The organism is Streptomyces sp. NPDC006872 (genome assembly GCF_040635845.1).
In the GTDB taxonomy this organism is placed as follows: domain Bacteria; phylum Actinomycetota; class Actinomycetes; order Streptomycetales; family Streptomycetaceae; genus Streptomyces.
This window is the reverse complement of record NZ_JBEYIL010000015.1, coordinates 20,896-46,444: the sequence shown is the minus strand read 5'-3', so window position 1 is coordinate 46,444 and position 25,549 is coordinate 20,896. Positions and strand designations below refer to the sequence as shown.

Genomic DNA, 25,549 nt, shown 5'->3' with positions numbered 1-25,549 from the left:
GAGGATACGGGCCGCCACTGACACCTCGTCGCACCTCCCCCGAAGTCACCCTCGCGGTTGGCGCATTGTGCCCTCCTGAGGTGTCATCCTCCCTGCTGTGACCGAACCAACCCACGCCGAGGCCCACGACGGCTCGCTCGGATCCCGGCTGAACTGGCTGCGGGCCGCGGTCCTCGGCGCCAACGACGGCATCGTCTCCACCGCGGGCCTCGTCGTCGGCGTGGCCGGCGCGACGGACGACCGCTCGGCGCTGCTGACGGCCGGCCTGGCCGGTCTGCTCGCCGGGTCGATGTCCATGGCGGCGGGGGAGTACGTCTCCGTGTCGACCCAGCGGGACTCCGAGAAGGCCGCCCTCGCACTGGAGCGCCGGGAACTGCGCGAGCAGCCGGAAGCCGAGCTGAACGAACTGACCGAGCTGCTGGAGGAGCGGGGCCTCACCCGGGAGGTGGCCCGGGAGGCCGCCGTCCAGCTCACGGAACGGGACGCGTTGAAGGCCCACGCGCGCGTGGAGCTCGGCATCGACCCCGACGACCTCACCGACCCCTGGCACGCGGCCGTCGCGAGCTTCTTCGCCTTCACGGCCGGCGCCCTGCTCCCCCTCCTGTCCATCGTCCTGCCCCCGACCGACTGGCGCCTCCCGGTGACGGTCGTCTCCGTCCTGGTGGCCCTGTCCGTCACCGGCTGGAGCAGCGCCCGCCTGGGCGCGGCTGCCCCGGGCCGCGCGGTCCTGCGGAACGTGGGAGGCGGGGCGCTGGCGATGGGGGTGACGTATCTGGTGGGGTCGGTGCTGGGGGCGGCGGGGGTCGGGAACGGATGACGCGTGACTACGTATGAGCGTGTTCTTGCGTATGCGAGTGAGCGCTGACGCTTCCGGGCGGGGGCTGGGCGTGCTCTGCCGGGATGCGAAGGGAAGTTCGTCCGCCGAATGTGTGACCTGCCCTTGTGCGATGCGTGCCACCCGCGGCTGTCGGTACGGCGTTGCGAAGCGGACGACGAGCGGGCCGTGCTCGATCTGGTCAACGCGGACCGGCTCACCGGCCAGCCCGAGACGACCCGGGCGATGCTCGCCGAGGCCCTGGCCGGCCGGTCGCCCGTGGACGGTGCCTGGTGGGCCGAACTGGAGGCGCCCGCAACGGACGTGCTGCACGACGCCGACGGTCAGGCGCTCGGCGTCGTCTCCTACGCCGTCCGGCCCGGCGACCCTGCACCTGCTCGCCCGACTCGGCGCCGACCAGGTGATCCTTTACGTCGACGACGACGCCCCGCCCGGTGACGTGCGTGACCGCACCGCTGCCCGTCGCATGTACGACCGGGCGGGTCTGACGGAGATCGACCGCCTGTTCTCCTTCACCCGTCTCCCCTGCTCCACGGGTTTCTGAGGGCGGGTCAGCCGGTCGTCACCGCCGCGACGTGCTGCTGCGCCCCGGCCAGCCACCGCTCCAGCGCGGCCACCGTCAGCAACACCGCCGTGTCGGTCTCGGCGGCCAGTGCCACCGGATCGAGCAGCCCGGCCTCGACGCACCGCGGCGCCGGCCGCCCGCCCGTGGTCTGACGGCCCAGAGATCCGGCGAAGTACTGCTTGCGCCGGGGGAGCACCGACAGCGCCCCAGAGGGAAGCAGCCGCACCACCTGGGCCTTGCACCGTAGATAGGCCGACGGCAGGCGCGGGTGGTACCGGTATCCCGGAGGCAGCGCCAGCGCCGCACCCAGGAAAGCGTCGTGCAGAAACGGCGACGCCTCCGGGACGACACCCGCGGACGGGATCTCCTCGAAGGGGAACAGCGCGTCGTGCGCGTCGGCCTCCGCCCACGACCGCCCCGCCGCCGCATGCGCGGCGACCTGGCCGTCCACCCACTCCCGGGACCATACGGTCGCGGCCGACCGGTAGGGCTCGGCGAGCACCGCAGGGGCCACCGGGTCGCACCAGGTCGGCCAGTTCGCTGCCCAGTAGCCGCGCGCCCGCGGCCCAGCCGGCAGCAGCCGGGCCGCCATCGCGGCCACCTCACCTGGCCGCGCCTGCCGACGGCGTCGAGAGGGTTTCCGGCGAGCACCTGGCGCGAAGCCGCGTCCGCCCTGGGGGTCGGTTGGCGGAGATCGCCAACAAGCAAGCGCGTACCGTTGGTAATACTTGTGGGTAACAACGTCTAGTCGCAGCCCACCAGCGGTTCTACGGTGCACCCATGCCGAACCTGCCCGATGTCGTGCTGTGGTCGATACCCGCCTTCGTGCTGCTCACCGTGGTCGAGATGATCAGCGTCCGGATCCATCCCGACGAGGACGCGGCCGGATACGAGACGAAGGACGCCGTGACGAGCGTCGGCATGGGGCTCGGGAGTCTCGTCTTCGACTTCGTCTGGAAGATCCCGATCGTCGCGATCTACACGGCGATCTACGAACTCACGCCCCTTCGCGTCCCCGCCCTGTGGTGGACGCTCCCGCTGATGCTGCTCGGGCAGGACTTCTTCTACTACTGGTCGCACCGCGGCCACCACGTCATCCGCGTCCTGTGGGCCTGCCACGTCGTCCACCACTCCAGCGAGAAGTTCAACCTCACCACCGCCCTGCGCCAGCCCTGGACCACGCTGACCGTCTGGCCGTTCTACGTCCCGCTCGTCGCCGCCGGCGTCCACCCGGCCGCGCTCGCGTTCTGCTCCTCGGCGAACCTCGTCTACCAGTTCTGGATCCACACCGAGCGGATCGACCGGATGCCCCGGTGGTTCGAGTTCGTGTTCAACACGCCCTCCCACCACCGCGTCCACCACGCCTCCCAGGGCGGCTACCTGGACCGCAACTTCGGCGGCATCCTCATTGTCTGGGACCGGCTCTTCGGCTCGTTCGTGCCCGAGGTGGACCGGCCCGTCTATGGGTTGACCAAGAACATCAACACGTTCAACCCGATCAAGGTGGCCACTCATGAATACGTCGCGATCGTCAAGGACGTGAAGACGGCGGGCAGTTGGCGCGAGCGGGCCGGACGGGTCTTCCGCGGCCCCGGCTGGCAACCCGCACCCGCACCCGCGCCCGTGCCCGCGCCCGCACCCACGCCCGCCCCCGCCGCTCCGGTCGAGGAGATCACGTCCGCGTGACCCGCCCCCGCGCCCTCGCCGCCCCTTCCGTCCTCCTCGTCCTCTTCGCGCTCGCCGTCACCGTCGACCTGCTCAGCCTCGCGGTCGGCTTCGACGCCGGGCATGTCGTGGCCAAGCCGCTCCTCATGCCCCTCCTCGCCGCCTGGGCGGCCCTGCGCGGCGCGCCTCGGCTCCTGGTCGTCGCCCTCCTGTGCGGCTGGGGCGGCGACGTCCTGCTCCTCTCCGACGCCGACCCCGCCTTCCTCGCCGGCATGGCCTCCTTCGCCGCCGGGCACCTCTGCTACCTCGCGCTGTTCGCCCGCGTCGGCCGCCCACGCGCGCGTGGCGCGCTCCTCGCCCCCTGCTACGCCACCGCCTGCATCGCCACCGTCGCCCTGCTGTGGCCCGGCCTCCCGCCGGAGCTGCGCCTCCCCGTCGCCGTCTACAGCACCCTGCTCACCGCCATGGCGTACACCGCCACCACCCGCCTCGGCCCGGTCGCCGGCGCCGGCGGTGCGCTGTTCCTGCTCTCCGACACGTTGATCGCGACCGGCGTCGCCGACTGGCCGCAGCCCCCGCGCCCCGACCTCTGGATCATGCTCACGTACCTCGCCGCGCAGTTCCTGCTGGTCCGCGGCACCCTCGGCGAGCGACGCCCGTCGGCGACGACGTACCGTGAAGTGCGCTCGACCACCCCCTGAGCGCACCGAACAGCACAGATCGCACGAGCAACGAGAAGGACCCTCGCCATGCGCGCCACCACCATCCACGCCCCGTTCGACATGCGCGTGGAGGACGTGCCCGAGCCCGTGGTGCAACGGCCCACCGACGCCGTGGTCCGGGTGCTGCGCGCCTGTATCTGCGGCAGCGACCTGTGGGCGTACCGCGGCGAGGCCGCCCGCCGGCCCGGCCAGCGGATCGGGCACGAGTTCCTCGGCGTGGTCGAGGAGACCGGCTCCGAGGTGACGACGCTCGGGCGCGGTGACCTCGTCGTCGCGCCCTTCATGTGGTCCGACGGCGTCTGCGACTACTGCCGCGAGGGCCTGACGACGTCCTGCGAGCACGGCGGCTTCTGGGGCTCCATCGGCTACGACGGCGGCCAGGGCGAGGCCGTGCGCGTGCCCTTCGCCGACGGCACCCTCGTCCGGCTGCCCAAGGAGGCGGCCTCCGACGACCGTCTGCTGGCCGCGCTGCTGACCCTGTCCGACGTGCTGGGCACCGGCCACCACGCCGCCCTCGGCGCGGGCGTGCGGCCCGGCGCCACCGTCGCGGTCGTCGGGGACGGCGCCGTCGGCCTGTGCGCGGTGCTCGCCGCCAAGCGGCTCGGCGCCGAACGGATCATCGCGCTCGGCCGCCACCAGGTCCGTACGGACATCGCTCGCCGCTTCGGCGCCACCGACGTCGTCGCCGAACGCGGGGACGCGGCCGTCGAGGCCGTCCGCGAACTCACCCGGGGCCAGGGCGCGCACGCGGTCGTCGAGGCCGTCGGCACCGAGCAGTCCATGCGGACGGCCGTCGACATCACCCGTGACGGCGGCGCCATCGGCTTCGTCGGCGTCCCGCACGGCAGCGGCACCGGACTCGACCTCGGTGTCCTGTTCGACCGCAACATCGCACTGCGCGGCGGCGTCGCCCCGGTCCGCACCTACATCCCCGAGCTGCTGCCCGACGTCCTCAGCGGTGCCATAGACCCGTCGCCCGTCTTCGACCTGACCGTGGACGTCGAAGGCGTCCCGGACGGCTACAAGGCGATGGACGAGCGCACCGCCCTCAAGGTGATGGTCACCACCTGACAGTCCACCTGATCAACAGGTGGATCAACCCTTGATCGGCAGCGGCAAGGCCGTCAACAACCCCGACGCCGCGACCACCACGCCCAGCGCGACGACCTCCACGCGCGCGGGGATGCAGGCGGCCCGTGGGTCGGGGGCCCGGCGCAGCCGGGTCCGCGCCCACAGGGCGAGCAGGGCGACCGCGCAGACCAGCAGCACCTTCGCGAGCAGCACGCGCCCGTACGCCGTCGTCGTCAGCTGATCGAGCACCGGCCCCGACGGCAGTCGGCGCAGCGAACTGCACAGCCCGGTCGCGGTGACCGCGGCGAACAGGACGGCCGCCACGCGCGCGTAGAGCCCGAGCAGTGCGCCGCCCGCCTCCGCGTCGTCCCACCGCCGCAGCGTGCGGAGCACGTTGAGCAGTCCGCCCGCCCACAGCGCGGAGCACGTCAGATGCACCAGGGTCAGCGCGGAGCCGATCAACGGCGTGTGCTCGGTCGGCGGATGCGCGCGCAGCGCCTCCGCCAGGACCACCGCCGCGAGCGGCCACATCTGACGGCCGGGCCGACGCGAGAGTGCGCACAGCCCCGCCACGGCGAACGCGATCGCTTCCAGCAGGGCCAGGACGCCGGACCGTGAGCCGTGGCCGTGCGGCGCCAGCTCTCCGGCGGTCGCCGCGGCCGCGAACCCCACGACGGCCGCGTACGGCGCCCAGCCGCCCGGCCGGCCGGGCGGGGCCTCGGGCACCCGCCGGGCCAACCCGGTCACGAACACCTCGCCCACCTGCACGCACAGCGCGGCGAACAGGGCCGCCCGCAGCAGCGCGACCACACCGGAGTCGGGGGCCGCGCTCCCCCCGGTGCCGTGCGCGGCGACGGACGGCCCGAGCAGCGGGACCAGCGCACCGAGTCCCACCAGGACGAGCACCGCCACCGCCCGGTAGAGACCGGGACCGGGCCGGGTACGGCGTGCGGAGCGGGAACCGGCTTCAGAGCCGGAGCTGGTTGCGTCGGTCGGTCGTATGAGCGCCATGGCAGGATCCTCACCATGCGCATCAAAGTGGGGCAAATCGGTTTGGACTGCCCTGACTGCGGCCTGAGGTCACAGCCAGCGCGCCGGATCGGCCCCCCAAGGCCCGGGAGGACGCGCCCAGTCGCGCGGCCCGCCGTCGAACGACACCGGCGGAAGGGCATACCGCAGCCGTCCGATGGGGCCGTCGGCCTCCGTGAGCCAGGGCTGCGGGTCGACGCGGGCGTCCCCGCCGGTCTTCGGGGCTCCCGCCTTGGCCGTCCCTTTGCCCTTGGCTTCGTCCATCCGGGCGTCTTCGGTCAGCCATGCCGCGGTCCGCGCCAGCGCCAGCCGTACGAACCGGCTGCCGCCGTCGTGCGACTGCTCGGTCAGCGCCCGCAGTACGCCTGCCGCCAGCAGGTAGCCGGTGCCGTGGTCGAGGGCCTGCGCGGGCAGTGCGCCGGGCCGCTCGGCCGAACCCTCGACGGCCGCGATGCCGGTGGCCGCCTGCACCAGGCTGTCGAAGCCGCGCCGCCCGCCCCACGGCCCGTACGCGCCCCACGCGGACACCTGCGCCACGACCAGCCCGGGCCGACGTTCGGCCAGCGCCTCGGGGGAGAGCCCGAACCGGTCCAGGGCGCCCGGCCGGTACCCGGCGACCACGACGTCCGCCGCCGCGAGCAGCTCCTCGAAGACGCGCCGGTCCGCCGTCGCCGTCAGGTCCAGCAGCGCCGAGCGCTTCCCGAAGCCCGTGTCGGCATGCTGGTCGGGAAGCTCGGCCGGGTGGGGCGCGTCGACGCGCAGGACGTCCGCGCCCAGCAGGGCGAGGGTGCGGGTGGCGACCGGCCCGGCGAGCACCCGGGTCAGGTCCAGCACGCGCAGCCCGGCGGCGGGCAGCACAGGGGTGCCGTCGAGCGGCGCGAACGTACGCGCGCGTGCCCCGTCCAACCGGCCCCGCTCGACCAAGGGGCGAGCGGCGATCGCGGCAGCCTGCTCGTGCGCCGCCCACTCCTGGGGCGTGCGCAGCGCCACGGCCAGGCCCCCGGCCGCGAACACCGCGTCCTCCACGTCCAGGGCGGAGCGCTCGCCGAGCGCCGCTTCGACGGTGGCCGGGTCGGCGTCCTCGGACATGCCCAGCGCCTTCAGCAGCCGCGCGCGGTGGTGCGGGTAGTTGGCGTGGGTGCGCACCCGGCCGTCCGCCGTCCGCCAGAACCGTGACAGCGGGGCGAAGAGGACCGGCGCCCGCCCGTCGACCAGCACCTGCCGCTCACTGGTGAACGCGGCGGCCACCGCCCCGTCGTCCACCCGCACCGCGGGGACCTCCGCGAGGCCGGCCCGCCGCGCCCCCAGCTCGGCGCCGGCCAGCGCACACGCGCCCACGCAGGCCCGCGCCAGCTCCCGCACGGGGAGGCGCGCCGGTAGGGCGCCCTCCCGGGCGACGGTCGACACGCGCGCGAGGAGGGCGGGATCGCCGCCCAGTTCCGACCAGGCGAACTTGATGTCAGTCATGACTGTATTGTGCAGTATTGATTCAATCAATATATGGTCCGCTCCGGGCACGACGAAGGGCCGGACGGATGATCCGCCCGGCCCCTCGCGGCGCGTGTTACTTCACGGCGCGCAGCGCGTTCACGACGCCGAAGCCGAAGAAGCCGTTCACCCGCTTGCCGCCCACGCAGGTCGCGTCCACGACACCGTCACCGTTGCCGTCGTACGGCTCGGTCGGGCAGCCCGGGTTGTTCGCCTGCGCCTTGAGCAGCGCCTGCAGCTGGGCCGGGGTCGCCCACGGGTGCGTCGACTTCAGCAGCGCGGCCACACCGGCCACGTGCGGGGACGCCATCGAGGTGCCCTGCAGGAAGCCGTACGCGTTGTTCGGCATCGTCGACAGGACGCGGCCGTTGGCGGACGGGGTGTCCGGTATCTGGTACTTGTCGCCGCCCGGAGCCGCGACGTCGATGGCGCCCAGGCCGTAGGTGGAGTAGTACGACTTGGTGCCCTTGACGCCCGTCGCGCTCACCGTGACGACGCCCGGCAGCTGGGTCGGCACGTCGAAGCACTCGTGCGGGTCGATCGTCCGCTCGACCGGCGTGGAGTCGTCCGGGCTCGAGGCGTCGACCAGGGAGTCGGAGTCCAGGTCGTGGTTGGAGTTGCCCGCCGAGGCGACGTTGAGCGTGCCCTTCTTCTGGGCGTACAGCTGGGCCCTGTTGACCGAGTCAACAATGGCCTTCTGGTCGGGGTCGTCCATGCAGTTGTACAGCCACGGGTCGACGTAGTAGCTGTTGTTCGTGATCTCGACGCCGTGGTCGGCGGCGAACACGAAGGCGCAGACGACGTTCTCCGGGTAGAAGAGGCCGTCCTTGGGGTCGCTCACCTTGATGCCGGCGACCTTCACCCCGGGCGCGACGCCCGCCACGCCGATGCCGTTGCGGGCCGCGGCGATCTCACCGGCGACATGCGTGCCGTGGTAGTCGTCCGCGGTGTACGGGCGCCACGCGCCCTCGCTGGTGTCCGCGACGCCGCCGACGCAGTTCGCCGACTGGGACGCGGAGAAGTTCGGCGCGAGGTCCGGGTGGGTGTCGTCGACGCCGGTGTCGATCACGGCGACCGTGACCTTCTTGCTGCCCGGGTTGATCTCGGCGGCCTTGTCGGCGCCGATCGCGCGCAGGTCCCACTGGTCGGCCTCGAGCGGTTCGCTCTGGCCCGCGGCGTCGGACGCCTTCTCGACCTTCGTGGCCTGCGCCTGCGACAGGATCTGTGCCGCGCCCTCGTCGGTCGTCCCGGCGAGGCTCAGCGGCGCGGTACGGGTCGCACCCGCCGACTGCACGCCGCGCACCGCGCGTATCTGGGCGCCGAAGTCGGGGTTCGCCGAGTGGACGACGATCACGCCGATCTTCTCGTAGGTCGCGACGACGGTGCCGCCGGCCGCGGCGATCGCCTTCTTCACCGAACCGATCGTGCGGTGGTCCACCTTCGTGTTGACGACGTACGCCAGGGTTCCGGCGTCGGCCGTCTGGGTGGCGGAGGTCGTGACGGGGGCCGCGGAGGCCGCCGTCGGCAGGAAGCCGAGGGAGGCGGTCAGCGACAGCACGACGGGCACCGCGAGAGCGAGGCGGCGTCTGGAAGGCAGATGAGCCATGGGGTCTCCACATCATCCGGAAACGGGACCTGGCCCAAGCGCAGGTGCTGCTTGGGCAGGTACATGACGGGTTGTGCTGTGCCGAAGCTATCTCCCGGACTCGCTGGCCAGCAATGACCTTTGGGGACGACTTCCGAAAGAGGCTCAGATCAGGCTCGGGCGTGGCTCGGACGAGGTCCGGGTGTCGCCCGGACGAGGCTCGGGTGTGGCTCGGACGAGGTCCGGGTGTGGCTCGGACGAGGTCCGGGTGTGGCTCGGACGAGGTCCATGCGGCGACTTCCGAAAGAACCCGATCGAGTTGAACCGGCCCTCGCGCGCCGCCGTGCCCTTGTGCAGGGAGCCCGTGCACGATCGAGCCCCCGCCCGACCCGCCACCTGCAAGCACGAGGAGACTCCGTGGCCACCGAGACACCGCCCCCTTCGAAAGCCCCTACCCAACTCCCCTCCAGCGAGGAGTTCGTCGCGGTGCAGGAGAGCGCGGAGTTCGGTGAACTGCGCGGCGCCTACCGTGGCTTCGCCTTCCCGCTGACCATCGCCTTCATCGCCTGGTACCTGCTGTACGTCCTGCTGTCCAACTACGCGGGCGATTTCATGGGCACCAAGCTCTTCGGCAACATCAACGTGGCCCTCGCCCTGGGCCTCGGTCAGTTCCTCACCACGTTCCTCATCGCCTGGTGGTACGCACGGACCGCCGCCGCCAAGTTCGACCCCAAGGCCGAAGCCATCAAGTCCCGGATGGAGGGCGGCGCATGAGCCCCGCACAGCACACCACCCTGCTCGCCGCCGGTGAGGCCAGCGAGCATCGCACACTGATCATCACACTGTTCGCGGTGTTCGTCCTGGCGACCCTCGTCATCACCGTCTGGGCCGGCCGCCAGACCAAGGACGCCGCCGACTTCTACGCCGGCGGCCGCCAGTTCACCGGCTTCCAGAACGGCCTCGCCGTCTCCGGCGACTACATGTCCGCCGCGTCCTTCCTCGGCATCGCCGGCGCCATCGCCCTCTTCGGCTACGACGGCTTCCTGTACTCCATCGGCTTCCTCGTCGCCTGGCTGGTCGCCCTGCTCCTGGTCGCCGAGCCGCTGCGCAACTCCGGCCGCTACACGATGGGCGACGTGCTGGCGTACCGCATGCGCCAGCGCCCCGTCCGCACGGCCGCCGGCACCTCCACCATCGTCGTCTCGATCTTCTACCTGCTGGCCCAGATGGCGGGCGCGGGTGTGCTGGTCTCGCTCCTGCTCGGCATCACCAGCGACGGCGGCAAGATCGGCATCGTCGCCCTGGTCGGCGTCCTGATGATCGTCTACGTGACGATCGGCGGCATGAAGGGCACCACCTGGGTCCAGATGGTCAAGGCGGTCCTGCTCATCGCCGGCGCCCTGCTGCTCACCTTCCTGGTCCTGCTGAAGTTCGACTTCAACGTCTCGGATCTGCTCGGCTCGGCCGCCTCCAACAGCGGCAAGGGCACGGCCTTCCTGGAGCCCGGCCTGAAGTACGGCGCCACCGGCACCACCAAGCTGGACTTCATCTCCCTCGGCATCGCCCTCGTCCTGGGCACCGCGGGCCTGCCGCACATCCTGATCCGCTTCTACACCGTGCCCACCGCCAAGGCCGCCCGTAAGTCGGTCATCTGGGCCATCGGCCTGATCGGCGCCTTCTACCTGATGACCCTCGCCCTCGGCTTCGGCGCCGCCGCGCTCATCAAGCCGGACGAGATCATCGCGTCCAACAAGGCCGGCAACACGGCCGCACCGCTCCTCGCCCTGCACCTCGGCGGCGTCGACTCCAACTGGGGCGCGATCCTGCTGGCCACCATCTCGGCGGTCGCCTTCGCCACGATCCTCGCGGTCGTCGCCGGCCTCACCCTGGCGTCGTCCTCGTCCTTCGCGCACGACATCTACGCGAACGTCATCAAGAAGGGCCAGGCCTCCGAGAAGCAGGAGATCAACGCGGCCCGCTACGCCACCGTCGGCATCGGCGCGGTCTCCATCCTGCTGGGCGCCCTCGCCCGTGACCTGAACGTCGCCGGCCTGGTCGCGCTCGCCTTCGCGGTCGCCGCCTCGGCCAACCTGCCGACGATCCTCTACAGCCTCTTCTGGAAGCGGTTCACCACCTCCGGGGCCCTCTGGTCGATCTACGGCGGCCTGGTCACCGCGGTCGGCCTGGTGCTGTTCTCGCCGGTCGTCTCGGGCAAGCCCTCCTCGATGTTCCCGGACGCCGACTTCCACTGGTTCCCGCTGGAGAACCCCGGCATCATCTCGATCCCGGTCGGCTTCCTGCTGGGCGTCGTCGGCACCCTGCTGTCGAAGGAGGAGCCCGACACGAAGAAGTTCGCCGAGCTGGAGGTCCGTTCCCTCACCGGCACCGGAGCCCACTGAGCACCCACCTGCCACGCTCCCCCCGCGGCCGCGTCGTAGATCCCTACGACGCGGCCGCGTCTTGCCTCGTGGGATCGGGCTCTTTCGATGTCAGTGGTGTCACGTAGGCTCGCAAGTGACGGAGAAAGACAAGCGATCTGCTGCGAGGGAGGGGGCCCACGTGCTCATCGACACCTACGGCCGAGTGGCCACCGACCTGAGAGTCTCGCTGACCGACCGGTGCAACCTGCGCTGTACCTACTGCATGCCCGAGGAGGGCCTGCAGTGGCTGGCCAAGCCCGACCTCCTCACGGACGACGAGATCGTCCGCCTGATCGACATAGCGGTCTCCACGCTCGGCATCGAGGAGGTCCGCTTCACGGGCGGCGAGCCCCTGCTGCGCCCCGGCCTGGTCGGCATCGTCGAGCGCGTCGCGGCCCTCACCCCCCGCCCCCAGATGTCGCTGACGACGAACGGCATCGGCCTGCGCCGCACCGCCGCCGCCCTGAAAGCGGCGGGCCTGGACCGGGTCAACGTCTCCCTCGACACCCTGCGCCCGGACGTCTTCAAGAAGCTCACCCGCCGCGACCGCCACAAGGACGTCCTCGAAGGCCTCGAAGCCGCCCGCGAGGCAGGCCTCACCCCGGTGAAGGTCAACGCGGTCCTGATGCCGGGCCTGAACGAGGACGAAGCCCCGGACCTCCTGTCCTGGGCCGTGGAGAACGACTACGAGCTGCGCTTCATCGAGCAGATGCCGCTGGACGCGCAGCACGGCTGGAAGCGCGAGGGCATGGTCACGGCCGGCGACATCCTGGCCTCCCTGCGCACCCGCTTCGACCTCACCCCCGAGGGCCGGGACGAACGAGGCGCGGCCCCGGCCGAACGCTGGCTGGTGGACGGCGGCCCCCACCGAGTGGGCGTCATCGCCTCCGTCACCCGCCCGTTCTGCGCCGCCTGCGACCGCACCCGGCTCACGGCCGACGGCCAGATCCGTACCTGCCTCTTCGCCCGGGAGGAGACCGACCTGCGAGCGGCCCTGCGCTCCGACGCACCCGACGAGGAGATAGCCCGCATCTGGCGCCTGGCGATGTGGGGCAAGAAAGCGGGTTCGGGCCTGGACGACCCGAGCTTCCTCCAGCCGGACCGACCGATGTCGGCGATCGGCGGTTAGCCCTGCGCCTGAGGCCCCTCCCACTCGGTCAGCGGGACGACATCCTTCAGGAAACCCCGTACACCGAGGAACTGGGACAGATGCTCCCGGTGCTCCTCGCACGCCAGCCAGGTCTTGCGCCGCTCCGGCGTGTGGATCTTCGGGTTGTTCCAGGCGAGCACCCACACGGCGTCGACGCGGCAGCCCTTGGCAGAACAGATGGGGGTCTCGTCAGTCACAGAACCGTCTCACGTGTGCGCATAAAAAGGCGACGCCGAGCAGCCACGGGGGGAGCTGCCCGGCGTCGGTCCGTCGCTCCGACGGGGGATGCGGAGCGCGTACGAAGTATGTCACGGCCGAGCGCTCCCACGGCACTGGAACAACATGATTGATCTGAGCTTTTCCTGAGCTTGCCGCACAGCCCGTTCAGGGCGGGCTCATGGCTTCCGTTCGGCCTGACCGGGCACGGATTCCTCCCGGACGGATTCCGCGAAGCCTTCCTTTTCCGTCTTTCCCGGGACGGATTCCGCGGCATCGTCGAAGGCCCGCGGCGGCGCGATCATGGTCCGCACCGGCGCCTTCAGGAACGTGGAGGGGAGCGAGGGCACGTTCTCCCGCCCCGCGTTGGCGATCACCACCGAGATATAGGGGAGAACCACCCCCAGGACCAACGCCACGACGGCCACGTGCCGTTCCACGTTCCACAGCGTCGCCGCGAGGATCACCGACAACGTACGGATCGACATGGAGATGATGTACCGCCGTTGCCGGCCCCGTACATCGTCCTGGAGCCCCTGGCGCGCACCGGTGATCCGGAACACCTCGACGTGCCCGCCGCCACCCTGCTTCCGCATCACATTCCACCGTCCGCCCGCATCGGCCTCGCCTCGGCCACTCCGTCGTCCGCACCCGATCGGGGATCCGGGTCCGGACACCGTCCACGTTACGCCGCGCCTGCGCCGCCTTCGAGACCGGGTCGTCTCCCGTCCGGGCGAAGGCTCTGCGGCGTCCCGCGTACGGCCGTACCCGACGTGCGGCGTACGGCGGGCGGACCGAGACTCAAGGGCAATGCTCACGTCGAGCAGGGCCATGCTCACGTCGAGCGGTACGAGGAGGCAGTCATGGGCTGGTTGTGGGCGATCATCGTGGGATTCGTGCTGGGTCTGATCGCCAAGGCGATCATCCCGGGCAAGCAGCACAGCCCGCTCTGGCTGACCACCATCTTCGGCATGCTGGGCGCGATCGTGGGCAACGCGATCGCCCGCTGGGCAGGCGTCGAGTCCACCCCCGGCATCGACTGGAGCCGCCACGCCTTCCAGCTGATCGCCGCGATCATCATCGTCGCCCTCGGCGACATGCTCTACATGGCGACGCTGGGCAAGCGGAAGCAACAGGCCTGAGAACGGGTTCGGCCGCGGGCCGGCCTCCGTCAGGAGGTCACCCCGCGGCCGCTCTGCAGGTCAGCCGGTGAACTCGACCGCCGCCAGGTTCTTCTTCCCCCGCCGCAGCACCAGCCACCGCCCGTGGATGAGCTCCTCCTTCGCCGGGACGGAGTCCTCCGCGGTGACCTTGACGTTGTTCACGTAGGCCCCGCCCTCCTTCACGGTCCGCCGCGCGGCGGACTTGCTCGCCACCAGGCCGACCTCGGCGAACAGGTCCACGACGAGGCCGAGCTCGGCGACCTGGACGTGCGGCACCTCGGAGAGGGCCGCGGCCAGCGTCCGGTCGTCGAGGTCGCTGAGCTCGCCCTGGCCGAAGAGGGCCTTGGACGCGGCGATCACGGCGGCCGTCTGGTCGGCGCCGTGCACCAGCGTCGTCAGCTCCTCGGCCAGCGCGCGCTGAGCGGCACGGGCCTGCGGACGCTCCTCGGTCTGCTTCTCCAGCTCCTCGAGTTCCGCACGGGACCGGAAGGACAGGATCCGCAGGTACGTCGAGATGTCCCGGTCGTCCACGTTCAACCAGAACTGGTAGAACGCGTACGGCGTCGTCATCTCCGGGTCGAGCCAGACGGCGCCGCCCTCGGTCTTGCCGAACTTGGTGCCGTCCGCCTTGACCATCAGCGGCGTCGCCAGACAGTGCGCCTCGGCCTCCGGCTCGAGCCGGTGGATCAGGTCGAGGCCCGCCGTGAGGTTGCCCCACTGGTCGCTGCCGCCCTGCTGCAGCGTGCAGCCGTACCTCCGGTACAGCTCCAGGAAGTCCATGCCCTGCAGCAGCTGGTAGCTGAACTCCGTGTAGCTGATGCCCTCCTGGGACTCCAGGCGCCGGGCGACGGAGTCCTTGGTGAGCATCTTGTTGACGCGGAAGTGCTTGCCGATGTCACGCAGGAACTCGATGGCCGACAGCCCGGCCGTCCAGTCCAGGTTGTTCACCATCACCGCGGCGTTCTCGCCCTCGAAGGACAGGTACGGCTCGATCTGCGCCCGCAGCCGCGTCACCCAGTTCGCGACCGTCTCCGGGTCGTTCAGCGTCCGCTCCGCCGTGGGGCGCGGGTCGCCGATCTGGCCGGTCGCCCCGCCCACCAGGGCCAGCGGACGCAGGCCCGCCTGCTGCAGCCGGCGCATGGTGAGGACCTGCACCAGGTGGCCGACGTGCAGACTGGCCGCCGTCGGGTCGAAACCGCAATAGAACGTGACGGGACCGTCCGCGAGCGCCTTGCGCAAAGCGTCCTCGTCGGTGGACAGGGCCCACAGCCCCCGCCACTTCAGCTCGTCGACGATGTCCGTCACGGTTCTCTTGTCTCCTTGAGTGGTCTCGTGAATCGAGTACGAGGTTATACGCCCTGACTGACAGAGCTCATATTGAAGTCCGGCACCCTCAGCGCGGGCATCGCAGCCCTGGTGAACCAGTCGCTCCACTCCCGGGGCAGCGTCTTCTCGGTGCGCCCCGCCTCCGTCGCCCGCCCCAGCAGGCCGACCGGCGACTCGTTGAACCGGAAGTTGTTCACCTCGCCGACGACCTCGCCGTCCTCGACGAGATAGACGCCGTCCCGGGTCAGACCGGTCAGCAGCAGGGTCGCCGGATCGACCTCGCGGATGTACCAGAGGCAGGTCAGCAGCAGCCCCCGCCCGGTGTTCGCGACCATCTCCTCCAGGGAGCGGTCGTCACCGCCGTCCAGGATCAGGTTGTCGGTCCCGGGAGCCACCGGCAGGCCGGTCAGGGCGGCGCTGTGCCGGGTGGTCGTCAGCTGCTTCAGCTGCCCCTCGCCGATCCACTCGGTGGACCGCACCGGCAGCCCGTTGTCGAACACCGACTGATCGCCGCCGGAGGAGTGCGCGATGACGAACGGAGCCGACTCCAGGCCCGGCTCGTTCGGGTCGCTGCGCAGACTCAGCGGCAGGTCGGTCAGCTTCTCGCCGAGCCGGGTGCCGCCGCCGGGCTTGGAGAACACCGTGCGGCCCTCGGTCGCGTCCCGGCCCGAGGCCGACCAGATCTGGTAGATCAGCAGGTCGGCCACCGCGGTCGGCGGCAGCAGCGTCTCGTACCGCCCGGCGGGCAGCTCGATCCGCCGCTCCGCCCAGCCCAGACGGACGGCGAGCTCGGCGTCGAGCGAGGCCGGGTCCACGTCCTTGAAGTCCCGGGTCGAGCGCCCCGCCCACGCCGAGCGCGTACGGTCCGGGGACTTGGCGTTGAGCTCCAGCGTTCCGTTCGGCTGGTCGTGCCGCAGCCGCAGCCCGGTCGACGTGCCCAGGTACGTCGAGACCAGCTCGTGGTTGGCGAACCCGTACAGCTCACGGCCTCCCGCACGCGCGCGTGCGAACGCCTCGCCCAGCGCGGGCGCGAAGTCGGCGAACACGGCGGACGACGTCTCCGCGGGCGCCTCCGTGAACTCGGGGGACCGCGCCACGCCCGTGACCAGCGGCTGCGCGTCCTCGGCCGGTGCCGCACCGCGCGCGGCGGCCTCGGCGGCCCGCACGAGGGGCTCCAGCTCGTCCGGGGTCACGGCGGACCGCGAGACGACCCCGGAGGCGGTGCCCTCCTTGCCGTCGACCGTCGCGATCACGGTGAGCGTGCGCCCGCGCGTGACGCCGTTGGTGGTGAGCGCGTTGCCGGCCCAGCGCAGGTTCGCCGTCGACTGCTCGTCGGCGATGACGACGCAGCCGTCGGCCCGCGACAGCTCGAGGGCGCGCTCGACGACCTCGTGCGGCTTGGTGGTACGGGCGCTCATCGACCGGCCTCCTGCGTGGTGTTGAGACTGTGCTTTTCCGGGGGATAACCCCCGGACCCCCAGCCGACTCCGAAGCTGACGTTCATCGACCGGCCTCCTGCGTGGTGTTGAGGATGTTGACGCCCTTGAACAGGGCCGACGGGCAGCCGTGCGAGACGGCCGCGACCTGCCCGGGCTGGGCCTTGCCGCAGTTGAAGGCGCCGCCGAGGACGTAGGTCTGCGGACCGCCCACCGCCGCCATCGAGCCCCAGAAGTCGGTCGTCGTCGCCTGGTAGGCCACGTCCCGCAACTGCCCGGTGATCCGCCCGTTCTCGATCCGGAAGAAGCGCTGTCCGGTGAACTGGAAGTTGTAGCGCTGCATGTCGATGGACCAGGACCGGTCGCCGACGACATAGATGCCCCGGTCGACGCTCCCGATGAGCCCCTCGGTCGACATGCCCGCCGGATCCGGCCGCAGCGACACGTTGGCCATCCGCTGCACCGGCACATGGCCGGGGGAGTCGGCGAAGGCGCAGCCGTTGGACCGCTCGAACCCGGTCAGCTTCGCGATCCGCCGGTCCAGCTGGTAGCCGACGAGCGTGCCGTCCTTGACCAGGTCCCAGGACTGGCCCGCGACGCCCTCGTCGTCGTAGCCGACGGTCGCCAGGCCGTGCTCGGCGGTGCGGTCGCCCGTGACGTTCATCAGGTCCGAGCCGTAGCGCAACTTGCCGAGCTGGTCGAACGTGGCGAAGGAGGTGCCGGCGTAGGCGGCCTCGTAGCCGAGGGCGCGGTCCAGCTCGGTGGCGTGGCCGATGGACTCGTGGATGGTCAGCCACAGGTTGGACGGGTCGACGACCAGGTCGTACAGCCCCGGCTCGACGCTCGGCGCCCGCATCTTCTCGGCGAGCAGCTCCGGGATCCGGTCGAGTTCGTCGTCCCAGTCCCACCCGGTGCCGGTGAGGTACTCCCAGCCGCGTCCGACGGGCGGCGCGATCGTGCGCATCGAGTCGAACTCGCCGCTGGACTCGTCGACCGACACCGCGTTGAGCGTCGGGTGCAGCCGCACCCGCTGCTGGGTGGTCACCGTCCCGGCCGTGTCGGCATAGAACTTGTTCTCGTGGACGGTGAGCAGCGAGGCGTCCACATGGTTGATCCCGTTCGCCGCCAGCAGGCGTGCGCTCCAGTCCGCGAGCAGCGCCGCCTTGTCCGCGTCGGGCACGGTGAACGGGTCGATCTCGTACGACGAGACCCACGTCTGCTCGGCGTGCACCGGCTCATCGGCCAGCTCCACCCTCTCGTCCGACCCGGCCGCCTTGATGACCTGCGCGGAGAGCTTGGCCATCGCCACGGCCTGTGAGGCGACCCGGGCCGCGGCGTCCATCGTCAGATCCACGCCGGACGCGAACCCCCATGTGCCGCCGTGCACCACTCGTACCGCGTATCCGAGATCCGTCGTGTCGGACGACCCGGAGGGCTTGGCGTCCCGCAGCCGCCAGGACGCGCTGCGCACCCGCTCGAACCGGAAGTCCGCATGGTCCGCCCCGAGCGCACGCGCGCGTGCGAGAGCGGCGTCGGCGAGGGCGCGTAGGGGTAGGGCCGTGAAACTTTCATCGATGCTGTGGGGCACCTACGTCTCTCCCTGGTGTCGTCGCGTGTGAGGCATCGATCATGTCGCGCCCGGTGGCCCCCGGACCACACCTTTCCGCCCCGCGTCCGCAAACTTTCTGTAGGGACCCCACAGACACTCCCGTAAGCCACTGTCGGTGCCCGAATGTCCGCGACCCGAATCGGACCGATAGGTTTCGAGGGAAGCCGCCTGCCATCCAGTGCTCGGGCGGGTGTTTCAGATCCCTACCGAAAGGGTGATCCGTTGAGCCGCTCGGTTCTCGTCACCGGAGGAAACCGGGGCATCGGCCTCGCCATCGCCCGCGCGTTCGTCGACGCCGGCGACAAGGTCGCGATCACATACCGCTCGGGTGAGCCGCCGGCCGCCCTGACGGAGCTGGGCTGCCTGGCGGTCAAGTGCGACATCACCGACGCCGAGCAGGTGGAGCAGGCCTACAAGGAGATCGAGGCCGAGCACGGCACGGTCGAGGTCCTGATCGCCAACGCCGGCATCACCAAGGACCAGCTGCTGATGCGCATGTCCGAGGAGGACTTCACCTCGGTCATCGACACCAACCTCACCGGCACCTTCCGGGTGGTCAAGCGCGCCAACCGCGGCATGCTGCGCGCCAGGAAGGGCCGCGTCGTCCTGATCTCCTCGGTCGTCGGACTGTTCGGCGGTCCCGGCCAGGCCAACTACGCCGCCTCGAAGGCCGGTCTGGTCGGCTTCGCGCGCTCCCTCGCCCGCGAGCTCGGCTCGCGCAACATCACCTTCAACGTCGTCGCGCCCGGCTTCGTGGACACCGACATGACCAAGGTGCTCACCGACGAGCAGCGCGAGGGCATCGTGAAGCAGGTGCCGCTCGGTCGTTACGCGCAGCCCGAGGAGGTCGCCGCAGCGGTGCGGTTCCTCGCCTCGGACGACGCCTCGTACATCACTGGAGCCGTCATTCCCGTTGACGGCGGACTGGGAATGGGTCACTGATCACCATGAGCGGAATTCTCGAGGGCAAGCGCGTCCTGATCACCGGTGTGCTGATGGAGTCCTCCATCGCCTTCCACACCGCCAAGCTGGCCCAGGAGCAGGGCGCCGAGATCATCCTGACCGCGTTCCCGCGGCCCACGCTGACCGAGCGCATCGCCAAGAAGCTGCCCAAGCCCACCAAGGTCATCGAGCTCGACGTCACCAACGACGAGCACCTCGGCCGGCTGGCCGACATCGTCGGCGAGGAGCTCGGCGGTCTCGACGGCGTCGTGCACTCCATCGGCTTCGCGCCGCAGGACGCCCTCGGCGGCAACTTCCTCAACACGCCCTTCGAGTCGGTCGCCACGGCCATGCACGTCTCGGCGTACTCCCTGAAGTCGCTCACCATGGCCTGCCTCCCGCTGATGCAGAACGGCGGCTCGGTCGTCGGCCTCACCTTCGACGCGCAGTACGCGTGGCCGCAGTACGACTGGATGGGCCCCGCCAAGGCCGCCCTGGAGGCCACCAGCCGCTACATGGCGCGCGACCTGGGCAAGCAGAACATCCGCTGCAACCTCATCTCGGCGGGCCCGATCGGCTCCATGGCCGCCAAGTCCATCCCGGGCTTCGGCGACCTGGCCGCCGTCTGGGACGAGCGTTCCCCGCTGGAGTGGGACCTCAAGGACCCCGAGCCGGCCGGCCGCGGTGTCGTCGCCCTGCTGAGCGACTGGTTCCCGAAGACCACGGGCGAGATCATCCACGTGGACGGCGGTCTGCACGCCATCGGAGCGTGACGCCGCCGCTGAGGCACTGAGTGTCGGGTGAGGGCCCGCGTCCGGTCGGACGCGGGCCCTCACCCATCACTCGTTCGGCCTACCTGGCCGGGCGGTGGGCGGCTCCCACCAGGCACTCTGAAGTACGCGTTCACCACGCGCTTCCCTCCCCAGCTCTGCCGAGGAGGTTCCCTTGTGCGCCTGCTCCGTAGCCTCGCCCCAGTGACCGCTGCCGTCGCCCTCGTCCTCTGCCCGGCGTACGAGGCGCTTCCCCACACGCGCGTGGGGCACTCCGAGCACCCCGATCCGTTCGGCGCGGAGTGCCGCACCGGCATCGAGGGCTCCCGCGTCGTCGCCTACTGCCACAACCCGTACGTCGACACCGACCGCGTCCGTCTGCACATCGAGTGCGACCGCTGGTGGGACCTCGACACCGACGGCACCCCGGCCGACGCGGGCCCCGCCCAGACCGTACGGCTCACCGGCCGCTGCTGGAAGGAGGTCCGCTCGGCCTGGGTCAGTCACCAGAAGGTGTGAACCGTCCGGGCCGGCACAGCAACGGGTAGCCGGCCGCCTCCACGGCGGCCGTCGCCGCGTCGCCCGCGCGGATCGCGTCCACCAGCCGCGTGTGGTCCATGTACGTCTCCGGCGTCAGCTCCGCGCCGACGTCCTCGCGCAGCCAGTCCCGCAGCACCTCTCCGAGATCCGCGTACATCGCCGTCATGACGTCGTTGTGGGAGGCCGCCACCACGGCCAGGTGGAACGTCGCGTCCGCCGCCACGAACGCCTCCGTGTCGCCCGACTCCCACGCCTCCTCGCGTCGCAGCAGGAGCGCGTCCAGCTGCTTGAGGTCCTTCTCCGTCCGCCGCCCGGCCGCCAGCTTCGCCGCGCTCGACTCCAGCGTGGCGCGCAGTTCGGCGATGTGCCCGGGGTCGGCGTCGGCGAAGCGGCGGTGCATCACGCCCGCCAGCTCGCTGGTCGCCACGACGTAGGTGCCCGAGCCCTGCCGGATGTCCAGCAGCCCGTTGTGCGCGAGCGCGCGGACGGCCTCGCGGACCGTGTTGCGCGCGACGCCCAACTGCTCGACCAGCTCGGGCTCCGTGGGGATCCGCGAGCCGACCGGCCACTCGCCCGAGGTGATCTGGGTACGCAGCTCGGCGATGACCTGCTCGGACAACGCCGAGCGACGGGGATGGCTCAGGGGCATGGCACACCTTCGCACGGACGGGGCGCCGGATCCGCACCCGGACATGGACAACCAATCATCCCATGATTCTATGATGGGCGGCATGGCGAGCGAGCAGACCCGGACGACGACCACTTCACCGCCCCTCCGTACCCCGGGCGAGGACGAGCCCCCGCGAGCGGTCACACGCGCGTGGACGAGACGGCTGCTCGTGGTCGGCATCGTGCTGGCCGCCCTCAACCTCCGGCCCGCCATCACCAGCCTCGGCGCCCTCCTCGAAGAGGTCCGCGACGGGCTCGGCATGAGCGGCAGCGCGGCCGGACTGCTCACCTCCGTGCCCCCGCTCTGCTTCGCCGTCTTCGGCGTCATGGCCCCCCGGCTCGCCCGCCGCTTCGGGCCGGGCGCGGTGGTCTGCGCGGGCATGGGCGCGATCGCCACGGGACTGCTCGTCCGCCCCTACGCCGCAGGCACGGCCGGCTTCCTCGCCGCGAGCGCGCTCGCCCTCATGGGCATCGCCGTCAGCAACGTCCTGATGCCGGTCATCGTCAAGCGCCACTTCCCGGACCGGGTCGGCTCCATGACCGGCCTGTACTCGATGGCCCTCGCCCTCGGCACCTCCACCGCCGCCGCGGTCACCGTGCCCATGACCGAGACCCTGGGCGGCAGTTGGCGAACCGGCCTCGCGGTGTGGGCGGCCCTGGCGGCGGCGGCCGTCCTCCCGTGGCTGCTGCTCGCACGCGACCGGGGCGTGGGCGCGGGCCTGGACGCGGGCGCGGGCGGTGCGAGGACGGCGGACAAGCGGCCTGAGAGGCGGCCGGGGAAGCCTGCCGAGCAGGGGCGGTCGGAGGCGGGGAAGCCTGCCGAACAGGGGCGGTCGGAGGCGGGGGAGGAGTCCGCGGCACGCGCGCGAGGGCCGCGATCCGCCGCGCAGATCCACGCGCGCGGGGGACGGCCGTCCGCAGCACAGGCCCACGCGCGCGGGGGACGGCCGTCCGCAGCACAGGCCCACGCGCGCGTGCCGCGGCCGTCCGCCCCGCTGCGCATCACCCGCAGCCGTACCGCCTGGGCGCTCGCCGTCTTCTTCGGTCTCCAGGCCACCGCCGCCTACATCACCATGGGCTGGATGCCGCAGATCTTCCGGGACGCCGGCGTGCCCGCGAGCACGGCCGGACTGCTCCTCGCGGTGACGATGGCGATGGGCGTCCCCCTCGCCTTCGTCATACCGCGCGTCGCCACCCGGCTGCCGCAGCAGGGCCCCATCGTGCTCGCGCTCGGCGGCTGCGGCCTCGTCGGATACGCCGGCCTGTACCTCGCGCCCGCCGGCGGCGCCTGGGCCTGGGCCCTGCTGCTCGGCGTCGCCAACTGCGCCTTTCCGCTGGCCCTCACCATGGTCGGGATGCGCGCCAGGACCGGTGTGGGCGTGGCCCAGCTGTCGGCCTTCGCGCAGAGCACCGGCTACCTGATCTCCATCCCCGGCCCGCTCCTGGTGGGCGTGCTCTACCAGCACAGCGGCGGCTGGGGCCTGCCTCTCGCGCTGATGGCGGCGCTGATGGTCCCGCAGACGGTCGTGGGCGTCCTGGCCGGCCGCGACCGCACGGTGGAGGAGGAGGCCGCCCGCCGACCCCGGTGACCTCCGTGACACAGCTGACCGCCGCGACACCGCCGACCCCGGGGGAACCGTCGTGGACACGGGGTGCGAGACTTGCCGTATGCCAGTGCTCGACCCGAACCCGCAGAACGGCCAGAAGAAGATGCTGCTCGTCTTCGGCTCGTTCTTCGCCATCTTCGTGATCATCGCCGTCATCGCGACCGTCGCCTCCCCCTGACGGCCCGCCCCGGCCCGGCCCGGCCCGACCCGGCTCGAGGGGTGGGCGGGGTGGGGTTAACCCCCCTGTCCCCTAGGGGGCCAGGGTCAGGGTCAAGTGGGTGGAGCACCGGATGGGTTGAGGGCCGCCGATTCCGTAACTTCGAGTGGTGACCGCGCGACGCGGATCACGCGCCACGGTCCACCGACCACGGACCACTCGAAGACAGCGGAGGCACCATGTCGGCCCCTACGCACACCCGGCCCCGCCCGGCCACCCCGGGCGGCGTCGACATCCGGCTGCCCTGGTGGGCCCTCGCCCTCCCGACGCTCGGCTTCATCACCCTCCTCGTGCTGCTCCTGAACCCCGCCGACGCCCGGGCGGCCGCCGGAGACCCGGCGATCACCCACCTCGTCGAGCGCGTACAGCAGCTGATAGCACGCTAGAACCGCGGGTGAAACCGCATGTCAACTCCCTGCGCCCCATGGCCTGTTTCATGCGAAGCTGGGACTCATGAGCGTCGCAGAACCCCGCAGGATCGTCCTCTTCCGCCATGCGAAAGCCGACTGGCCTCAGGTGACCGACCACGAGCGTCCGCTCGCTGAGCGGGGCCGTAAGGACGCCGCCGTCGCCGGAAGCAGGCTGACCGACACCGGCATCCCCATCGACCTGGCCCTGTGCTCCACCGCGGTCCGCACCCGGGAGACGTGGAAGCTCGCCGTCCAGGAGTTCCAGCAGCGGCCGAAAACCGTCTACGAAGAGCGGATCTACGAGGCCTCACCGGGCGAGCTGATCGCTTTGCTCAACGAGACGGCCGACGACGTGCACAACCTCGTCCTGATCGGGCACAACCCGGGCATCCAGGGTCTCGCCGACATCGTCTCCGGCCAGGCCGAGGGCGACGCGGGGGAGCGCATGCACCGCCGGGGCTTCCCGGCCGCCGCCTTCGTCGTCGTCTCCTTCGAAGGCTCCTGGAAGTCCCTGGAACCGGGCGTGGCCACCCTGCTCGACTACTGGGCCCCCTCCGAGTAACCCACCCGGCACACGCGAGGGCCCGGCACCGCAGCGGCGCCGGGCCCTCGCATCACGTCCGCGCGGAGGCTACTGCTCGTCGTGCGTCTCCGCGGCCTCGACCTCTTCGCGGGTGATGCCCAGCAGGTACAGGACGGTGTCCAGGAACGGCACGTTCACCGCCGTGTGCGCCGCCTGCCGCACCACCGGCTTCGCGTTGAAGGCGACCCCGAGACCCGCCGCGTTGAGCATGTCCAGGTCATTGGCGCCGTCACCGATCGCCACGGTCTGCGAGAGCGGTACGCCCGCCTCGGCGGCGAACCGACGCAGCAGCCGCGCCTTGCCCGCACGGTCCACGATCTCACCGGTGACCCGGCCGGTCAGCTTGCCGTCGACGATCTCCAGCGTGTTGGCCTGGGCGAAGTCCAGCCCGAGCCGGTCCTGAAGGTCGTCGGTGACCTGGGTGAAACCGCCGGAGACGACGCCCACCTGGTACCCGAGCCGCTTCAGCGTCCGGATCAGGGTGCGCGCCCCCGGAGTCAGCCGCACCTCGGTACGCACCTTGTCCACGACCGAGGCGTCCAGCCCCTCCAGCAGCGCCACGCGCGCGTGCAGCGACTGCTCGAAGTCCAGCTCGCCACGCATCGCGGCCGCCGTCACCTCGGCGACCTTGTCCTCGCAGCCCGCGTGCGCGGCGAAGAGCTCGATCACCTCGTCCTGGATGAGGGTGGAGTCGACGTCCATCACGACGAGCCGCTGGGCCCGCCGGTAGAGGCCCGCGTCCACCACGGCGATGTCCACGCCGAGCGCCGCCGCGGCCGTGACCAGGGCGGTGCGCAGGGGCGCGGCCTCCACACCGGAGACGGCGAACTCGACGGCGGTGACGGGGTACTTGGCGAGCCGGAAGATACGGTCGATGTTGCCGCCGGCCTTCGTGATCTTCGCGGCGATCGATGCCGTGGCCTCGGCGGTGAGCGGATGCCCCAGCACGGTGACCAGCGACCTTCCGAGCCCACGCGGCCGGTTGTCGCCGATGCCGGAGATGATCTCCGCCTCCATCTTCATCGACTCGGCCCAGTTGTGGACCGTCGACCGCAGTTCCCCCTCGAGGCCGGCCGGCGGCTCGGTCACGAGCGCGCACAGCACCATCCGGCCGCGGGTGACGACCTGCTCGATGTCGACCACGTCGACGGAGTAGGCGGCGAGGGTGTCGAAGAGGCCGGCCGTGATGCCCGGCCTGTCCTTGCCGAAAATCTTGACTAGGAGAGTAGGGACGTCGGAGGACGAAGTCTGCAAAGCGCTCATGGTGTATCCACCGTATCCGGCACCCAGTGCCGATCGCCGCTCGGGGCCGCCTGACGGACAGGGAACAGTCGATGTCGGAGAGGTGACGCAAACCCCAACAGACGGCCACAGGCCCTCACGGCCCCGTCCCCGCCCGCCTGGGCCCGGCCCTCCCACCACGATCCCTCCGGCCGCGCCTCGGCCACAGGCCCGGCCCCCTGACCGTGTTCCCTTCGGCCCCTCGGCGTCCTCGGCGAGGGGAGAGAGGGAACTGCCGACGGCGGCCGCG

The 25,549-nt window shown here is 71.4% G+C and carries 27 protein-coding genes; 16 read left to right on the top strand and 11 right to left on the bottom strand.

The features are described 5' to 3' along the window. Positions 1–97 precede the first annotated feature (97 nt). Complete coding sequence (locus ABZ725_RS36110; protein WP_358806637.1) at positions 98–817, top strand: VIT family protein; 720 nt, start codon at positions 98–100, stop codon at positions 815–817. Between the two features lie 186 nt (positions 818–1,003). After that, positions 1,004–1,273: a hypothetical protein gene (locus ABZ725_RS36105; protein WP_358806636.1), complete on the top strand. Its 270-nt coding sequence runs from the start codon at positions 1,004–1,006 to the stop codon at positions 1,271–1,273. Between the two features lie 113 nt (positions 1,274–1,386). Here ABZ725_RS36105 and ABZ725_RS36100 read toward each other — a convergent pair whose 3' ends face one another. After that, positions 1,387–1,992, bottom strand: a complete 606-nt coding sequence (locus tag ABZ725_RS36100; protein ID WP_358806635.1) for a hypothetical protein — start codon at positions 1,990–1,992, stop codon at positions 1,387–1,389. Between the two features lie 188 nt (positions 1,993–2,180). Between ABZ725_RS36100 and ABZ725_RS36095 the strand changes: the two genes are divergently transcribed. The 3 genes from ABZ725_RS36095 to ABZ725_RS36085 are packed head-to-tail and all read left to right on the top strand — an operon-like array spanning position 2,181 to position 4,858. Continuing rightward, positions 2,181–3,086: a sterol desaturase family protein gene (locus tag ABZ725_RS36095; protein ID WP_358806634.1), complete on the top strand. Its 906-nt coding sequence runs from the start codon at positions 2,181–2,183 to the stop codon at positions 3,084–3,086. Further along, complete coding sequence (locus ABZ725_RS36090) at positions 3,083–3,766, top strand: lysoplasmalogenase (RefSeq protein WP_358806633.1); 684 nt, start codon at positions 3,083–3,085, stop codon at positions 3,764–3,766. Before ABZ725_RS36095 ends, ABZ725_RS36090 begins: the two co-directional genes overlap by 4 nt. A 48-nt stretch (positions 3,767–3,814) precedes the next feature. Then, complete coding sequence (locus ABZ725_RS36085) at positions 3,815–4,858, top strand: zinc-dependent alcohol dehydrogenase family protein (protein WP_358806632.1); 1,044 nt, start codon at positions 3,815–3,817, stop codon at positions 4,856–4,858. A 24-nt stretch (positions 4,859–4,882) separates the two neighbouring features. Here the strand turns inward: ABZ725_RS36085 and ABZ725_RS36080 are convergent, their stop codons facing one another. From ABZ725_RS36080 to ABZ725_RS36070, 3 genes are all read right to left on the bottom strand, one after another. Beyond that, on the bottom strand, positions 4,883–5,869 hold the full coding sequence (locus ABZ725_RS36080) for a CopD family protein (RefSeq protein ID WP_358806631.1): 987 nt from the start codon (positions 5,867–5,869) through the stop codon (positions 4,883–4,885). A gap of 69 nt (positions 5,870–5,938) precedes the next feature. Continuing rightward, entirely contained in the window at positions 5,939–7,354 is a 1,416-nt protein-coding gene (locus ABZ725_RS36075; protein ID WP_358806630.1) for a CoA transferase, read from the bottom strand. A gap of 97 nt (positions 7,355–7,451) precedes the next feature. Next, positions 7,452–8,981 (bottom strand): S8 family serine peptidase, encoded by a 1,530-nt coding sequence (locus ABZ725_RS36070; RefSeq protein WP_358806629.1) that lies wholly within the window; start codon positions 8,979–8,981, stop codon positions 7,452–7,454. Positions 8,982–9,377: 396 nt separating this feature from the next. On the opposite strand from ABZ725_RS36070, the gene ABZ725_RS36065 reads away from it, so the two are divergent. The 3 genes from ABZ725_RS36065 (at position 9,378) to moaA (ending at position 12,509) form a co-directional block, all read left to right on the top strand. Next, complete coding sequence (locus ABZ725_RS36065; protein WP_351908298.1) at positions 9,378–9,734, top strand: DUF485 domain-containing protein; 357 nt, start codon at positions 9,378–9,380, stop codon at positions 9,732–9,734. After that, positions 9,731–11,359: a cation acetate symporter gene (locus tag ABZ725_RS36060; RefSeq protein ID WP_358806628.1), complete on the top strand. Its 1,629-nt coding sequence runs from the start codon at positions 9,731–9,733 to the stop codon at positions 11,357–11,359. The genes ABZ725_RS36065 and ABZ725_RS36060 overlap by 4 nt, the downstream gene beginning before the upstream one ends. A gap of 160 nt (positions 11,360–11,519) precedes the next feature. After that, entirely contained in the window at positions 11,520–12,509 is a 990-nt protein-coding gene (moaA, locus tag ABZ725_RS36055) for a GTP 3',8-cyclase MoaA (protein ID WP_351908294.1), read from the top strand. Here moaA and ABZ725_RS36050 read toward each other — a convergent pair. Continuing rightward, a complete protein-coding gene (locus tag ABZ725_RS36050; protein WP_358806627.1) occupies positions 12,506–12,727 on the bottom strand; it encodes a hypothetical protein in 222 nt (73 codons plus the stop codon). The two genes, moaA and ABZ725_RS36050, sit on opposite strands and share 4 nt — an antisense overlap. 198 nt (positions 12,728–12,925) lie before the next feature. Beyond that, positions 12,926–13,342 (bottom strand): DUF3099 domain-containing protein, encoded by a 417-nt coding sequence (locus ABZ725_RS36045; RefSeq protein ID WP_358806626.1) that lies wholly within the window; start codon positions 13,340–13,342, stop codon positions 12,926–12,928. A gap of 267 nt (positions 13,343–13,609) precedes the next feature. On the opposite strand from ABZ725_RS36045, the gene ABZ725_RS36040 reads away from it, so the two are divergent. Continuing rightward, positions 13,610–13,888: a GlsB/YeaQ/YmgE family stress response membrane protein gene (locus tag ABZ725_RS36040; protein ID WP_358806625.1), complete on the top strand. Its 279-nt coding sequence runs from the start codon at positions 13,610–13,612 to the stop codon at positions 13,886–13,888. Between the two features lie 60 nt (positions 13,889–13,948). Here the strand turns inward: ABZ725_RS36040 and tyrS are convergent, their stop codons facing one another. The 3 genes from tyrS to ABZ725_RS36025 all read right to left on the bottom strand — a co-directional run bounded on the left by tyrS (position 13,949) and on the right by ABZ725_RS36025 (position 18,259). Further along, positions 13,949–15,214, bottom strand: coding sequence for a tyrosine--tRNA ligase (gene tyrS / locus ABZ725_RS36035; RefSeq protein WP_358806624.1), 1,266 nt, complete (start codon positions 15,212–15,214; stop codon positions 13,949–13,951). A gap of 44 nt (positions 15,215–15,258) precedes the next feature. Next, positions 15,259–16,653: a metallopeptidase TldD-related protein gene (locus ABZ725_RS36030; protein WP_351908284.1), complete on the bottom strand. Its 1,395-nt coding sequence runs from the start codon at positions 16,651–16,653 to the stop codon at positions 15,259–15,261. 82 nt (positions 16,654–16,735) lie between these two features. Next, a complete protein-coding gene (locus tag ABZ725_RS36025; RefSeq protein ID WP_358806623.1) occupies positions 16,736–18,259 on the bottom strand; it encodes a TldD/PmbA family protein in 1,524 nt (507 codons plus the stop codon). A gap of 243 nt (positions 18,260–18,502) precedes the next feature. On the opposite strand from ABZ725_RS36025, the gene fabG reads away from it, so the two are divergent. The 3 genes from fabG to ABZ725_RS36010 all read left to right on the top strand — a co-directional run bounded on the left by fabG (position 18,503) and on the right by ABZ725_RS36010 (position 20,511). Further along, entirely contained in the window at positions 18,503–19,222 is a 720-nt protein-coding gene (gene fabG, locus ABZ725_RS36020) for a 3-oxoacyl-[acyl-carrier-protein] reductase (RefSeq protein ID WP_351908263.1), read from the top strand. 5 nt (positions 19,223–19,227) lie between these two features. Next, complete coding sequence (fabI, locus tag ABZ725_RS36015) at positions 19,228–19,995, top strand: enoyl-ACP reductase FabI (protein WP_351908261.1); 768 nt, start codon at positions 19,228–19,230, stop codon at positions 19,993–19,995. 174 nt (positions 19,996–20,169) lie between these two features. Continuing rightward, positions 20,170–20,511: a hypothetical protein gene (locus ABZ725_RS36010; protein WP_358806622.1), complete on the top strand. Its 342-nt coding sequence runs from the start codon at positions 20,170–20,172 to the stop codon at positions 20,509–20,511. Here the strand turns inward: ABZ725_RS36010 and ABZ725_RS36005 are convergent. Continuing rightward, a complete protein-coding gene (locus tag ABZ725_RS36005) occupies positions 20,492–21,181 on the bottom strand; it encodes a FadR/GntR family transcriptional regulator (protein ID WP_358806621.1) in 690 nt (229 codons plus the stop codon). The two genes, ABZ725_RS36010 and ABZ725_RS36005, sit on opposite strands and share 20 nt — an antisense overlap. A gap of 82 nt (positions 21,182–21,263) precedes the next feature. Here ABZ725_RS36005 and ABZ725_RS36000 point away from each other — a divergent pair, with 82 nt between their 5' ends. The 4 genes from ABZ725_RS36000 (at position 21,264) to ABZ725_RS35985 (ending at position 23,997) form a co-directional block, all read left to right on the top strand. Continuing rightward, the gene (locus tag ABZ725_RS36000; protein ID WP_358806620.1) at positions 21,264–22,790 is read left to right on the top strand and encodes an MFS transporter; all 1,527 of its coding nucleotides are present in this window, start codon (positions 21,264–21,266) and stop codon (positions 22,788–22,790) included. 79 nt (positions 22,791–22,869) lie between these two features. After that, positions 22,870–22,986: an SGM_5486 family transporter-associated protein gene (locus ABZ725_RS35995; protein ID WP_358806619.1), complete on the top strand. Its 117-nt coding sequence runs from the start codon at positions 22,870–22,872 to the stop codon at positions 22,984–22,986. 218 nt (positions 22,987–23,204) lie between these two features. Next, positions 23,205–23,411 (top strand): hypothetical protein, encoded by a 207-nt coding sequence (locus ABZ725_RS35990; RefSeq protein ID WP_358806618.1) that lies wholly within the window; start codon positions 23,205–23,207, stop codon positions 23,409–23,411. Between the two features lie 67 nt (positions 23,412–23,478). Next, positions 23,479–23,997, top strand: coding sequence for a histidine phosphatase family protein (locus ABZ725_RS35985; RefSeq protein ID WP_351908250.1), 519 nt, complete (start codon positions 23,479–23,481; stop codon positions 23,995–23,997). A gap of 69 nt (positions 23,998–24,066) precedes the next feature. Here the strand turns inward: ABZ725_RS35985 and serB are convergent, their stop codons facing one another. Next, positions 24,067–25,281, bottom strand: a complete 1,215-nt coding sequence (gene serB, locus ABZ725_RS35980) for a phosphoserine phosphatase SerB (RefSeq protein WP_358806617.1) — start codon at positions 25,279–25,281, stop codon at positions 24,067–24,069. Between the last annotated feature and the right edge of the window lie 268 nt (positions 25,282–25,549).

Bases quoted from the DNA above. Each gene is read 5' to 3' on its own strand.
- ABZ725_RS36100 (WP_358806635.1), bottom strand. From the start codon at position 1,992: ATGGCGGCCCGGCTGCTGCCGGCTGGGCCGCGGGCGCGCGGCTACTGG.
- ABZ725_RS36095 (WP_358806634.1), top strand. From the start codon at position 2,181: ATGCCGAACCTGCCCGATGTCGTGCTGTGGTCGATACCCGCCTTCGTG.
- ABZ725_RS36085 (WP_358806632.1), top strand. From the start codon at position 3,815: ATGCGCGCCACCACCATCCACGCCCCGTTCGACATGCGCGTGGAGGAC.
- ABZ725_RS36080 (WP_358806631.1), bottom strand. From the start codon at position 5,869: ATGGCGCTCATACGACCGACCGACGCAACCAGCTCCGGCTCTGAAGCC.
- ABZ725_RS36075 (WP_358806630.1), bottom strand. From the start codon at position 7,354: ATGACTGACATCAAGTTCGCCTGGTCGGAACTGGGCGGCGATCCCGCC.
- ABZ725_RS36070 (WP_358806629.1), bottom strand. From the start codon at position 8,981: ATGGCTCATCTGCCTTCCAGACGCCGCCTCGCTCTCGCGGTGCCCGTC.
- ABZ725_RS36060 (WP_358806628.1), top strand. From the start codon at position 9,731: ATGAGCCCCGCACAGCACACCACCCTGCTCGCCGCCGGTGAGGCCAGC.
- ABZ725_RS36045 (WP_358806626.1), bottom strand. From the start codon at position 13,342: ATGCGGAAGCAGGGTGGCGGCGGGCACGTCGAGGTGTTCCGGATCACC.
- ABZ725_RS36040 (WP_358806625.1), top strand. From the start codon at position 13,610: ATGGGCTGGTTGTGGGCGATCATCGTGGGATTCGTGCTGGGTCTGATC.
- ABZ725_RS36030 (WP_351908284.1), bottom strand. From the start codon at position 16,653: ATGAGCGCCCGTACCACCAAGCCGCACGAGGTCGTCGAGCGCGCCCTC.
- fabI (WP_351908261.1), top strand. From the start codon at position 19,228: ATGAGCGGAATTCTCGAGGGCAAGCGCGTCCTGATCACCGGTGTGCTG.
- ABZ725_RS36005 (WP_358806621.1), bottom strand. From the start codon at position 21,181: ATGCCCCTGAGCCATCCCCGTCGCTCGGCGTTGTCCGAGCAGGTCATC.
- ABZ725_RS36000 (WP_358806620.1), top strand. From the start codon at position 21,264: ATGGCGAGCGAGCAGACCCGGACGACGACCACTTCACCGCCCCTCCGT.
- ABZ725_RS35995 (WP_358806619.1), top strand. From the start codon at position 22,870: ATGCCAGTGCTCGACCCGAACCCGCAGAACGGCCAGAAGAAGATGCTG.
- ABZ725_RS35990 (WP_358806618.1), top strand. From the start codon at position 23,205: ATGTCGGCCCCTACGCACACCCGGCCCCGCCCGGCCACCCCGGGCGGC.
- ABZ725_RS35985 (WP_351908250.1), top strand. From the start codon at position 23,479: ATGAGCGTCGCAGAACCCCGCAGGATCGTCCTCTTCCGCCATGCGAAA.
- serB (WP_358806617.1), bottom strand. From the start codon at position 25,281: ATGAGCGCTTTGCAGACTTCGTCCTCCGACGTCCCTACTCTCCTAGTC.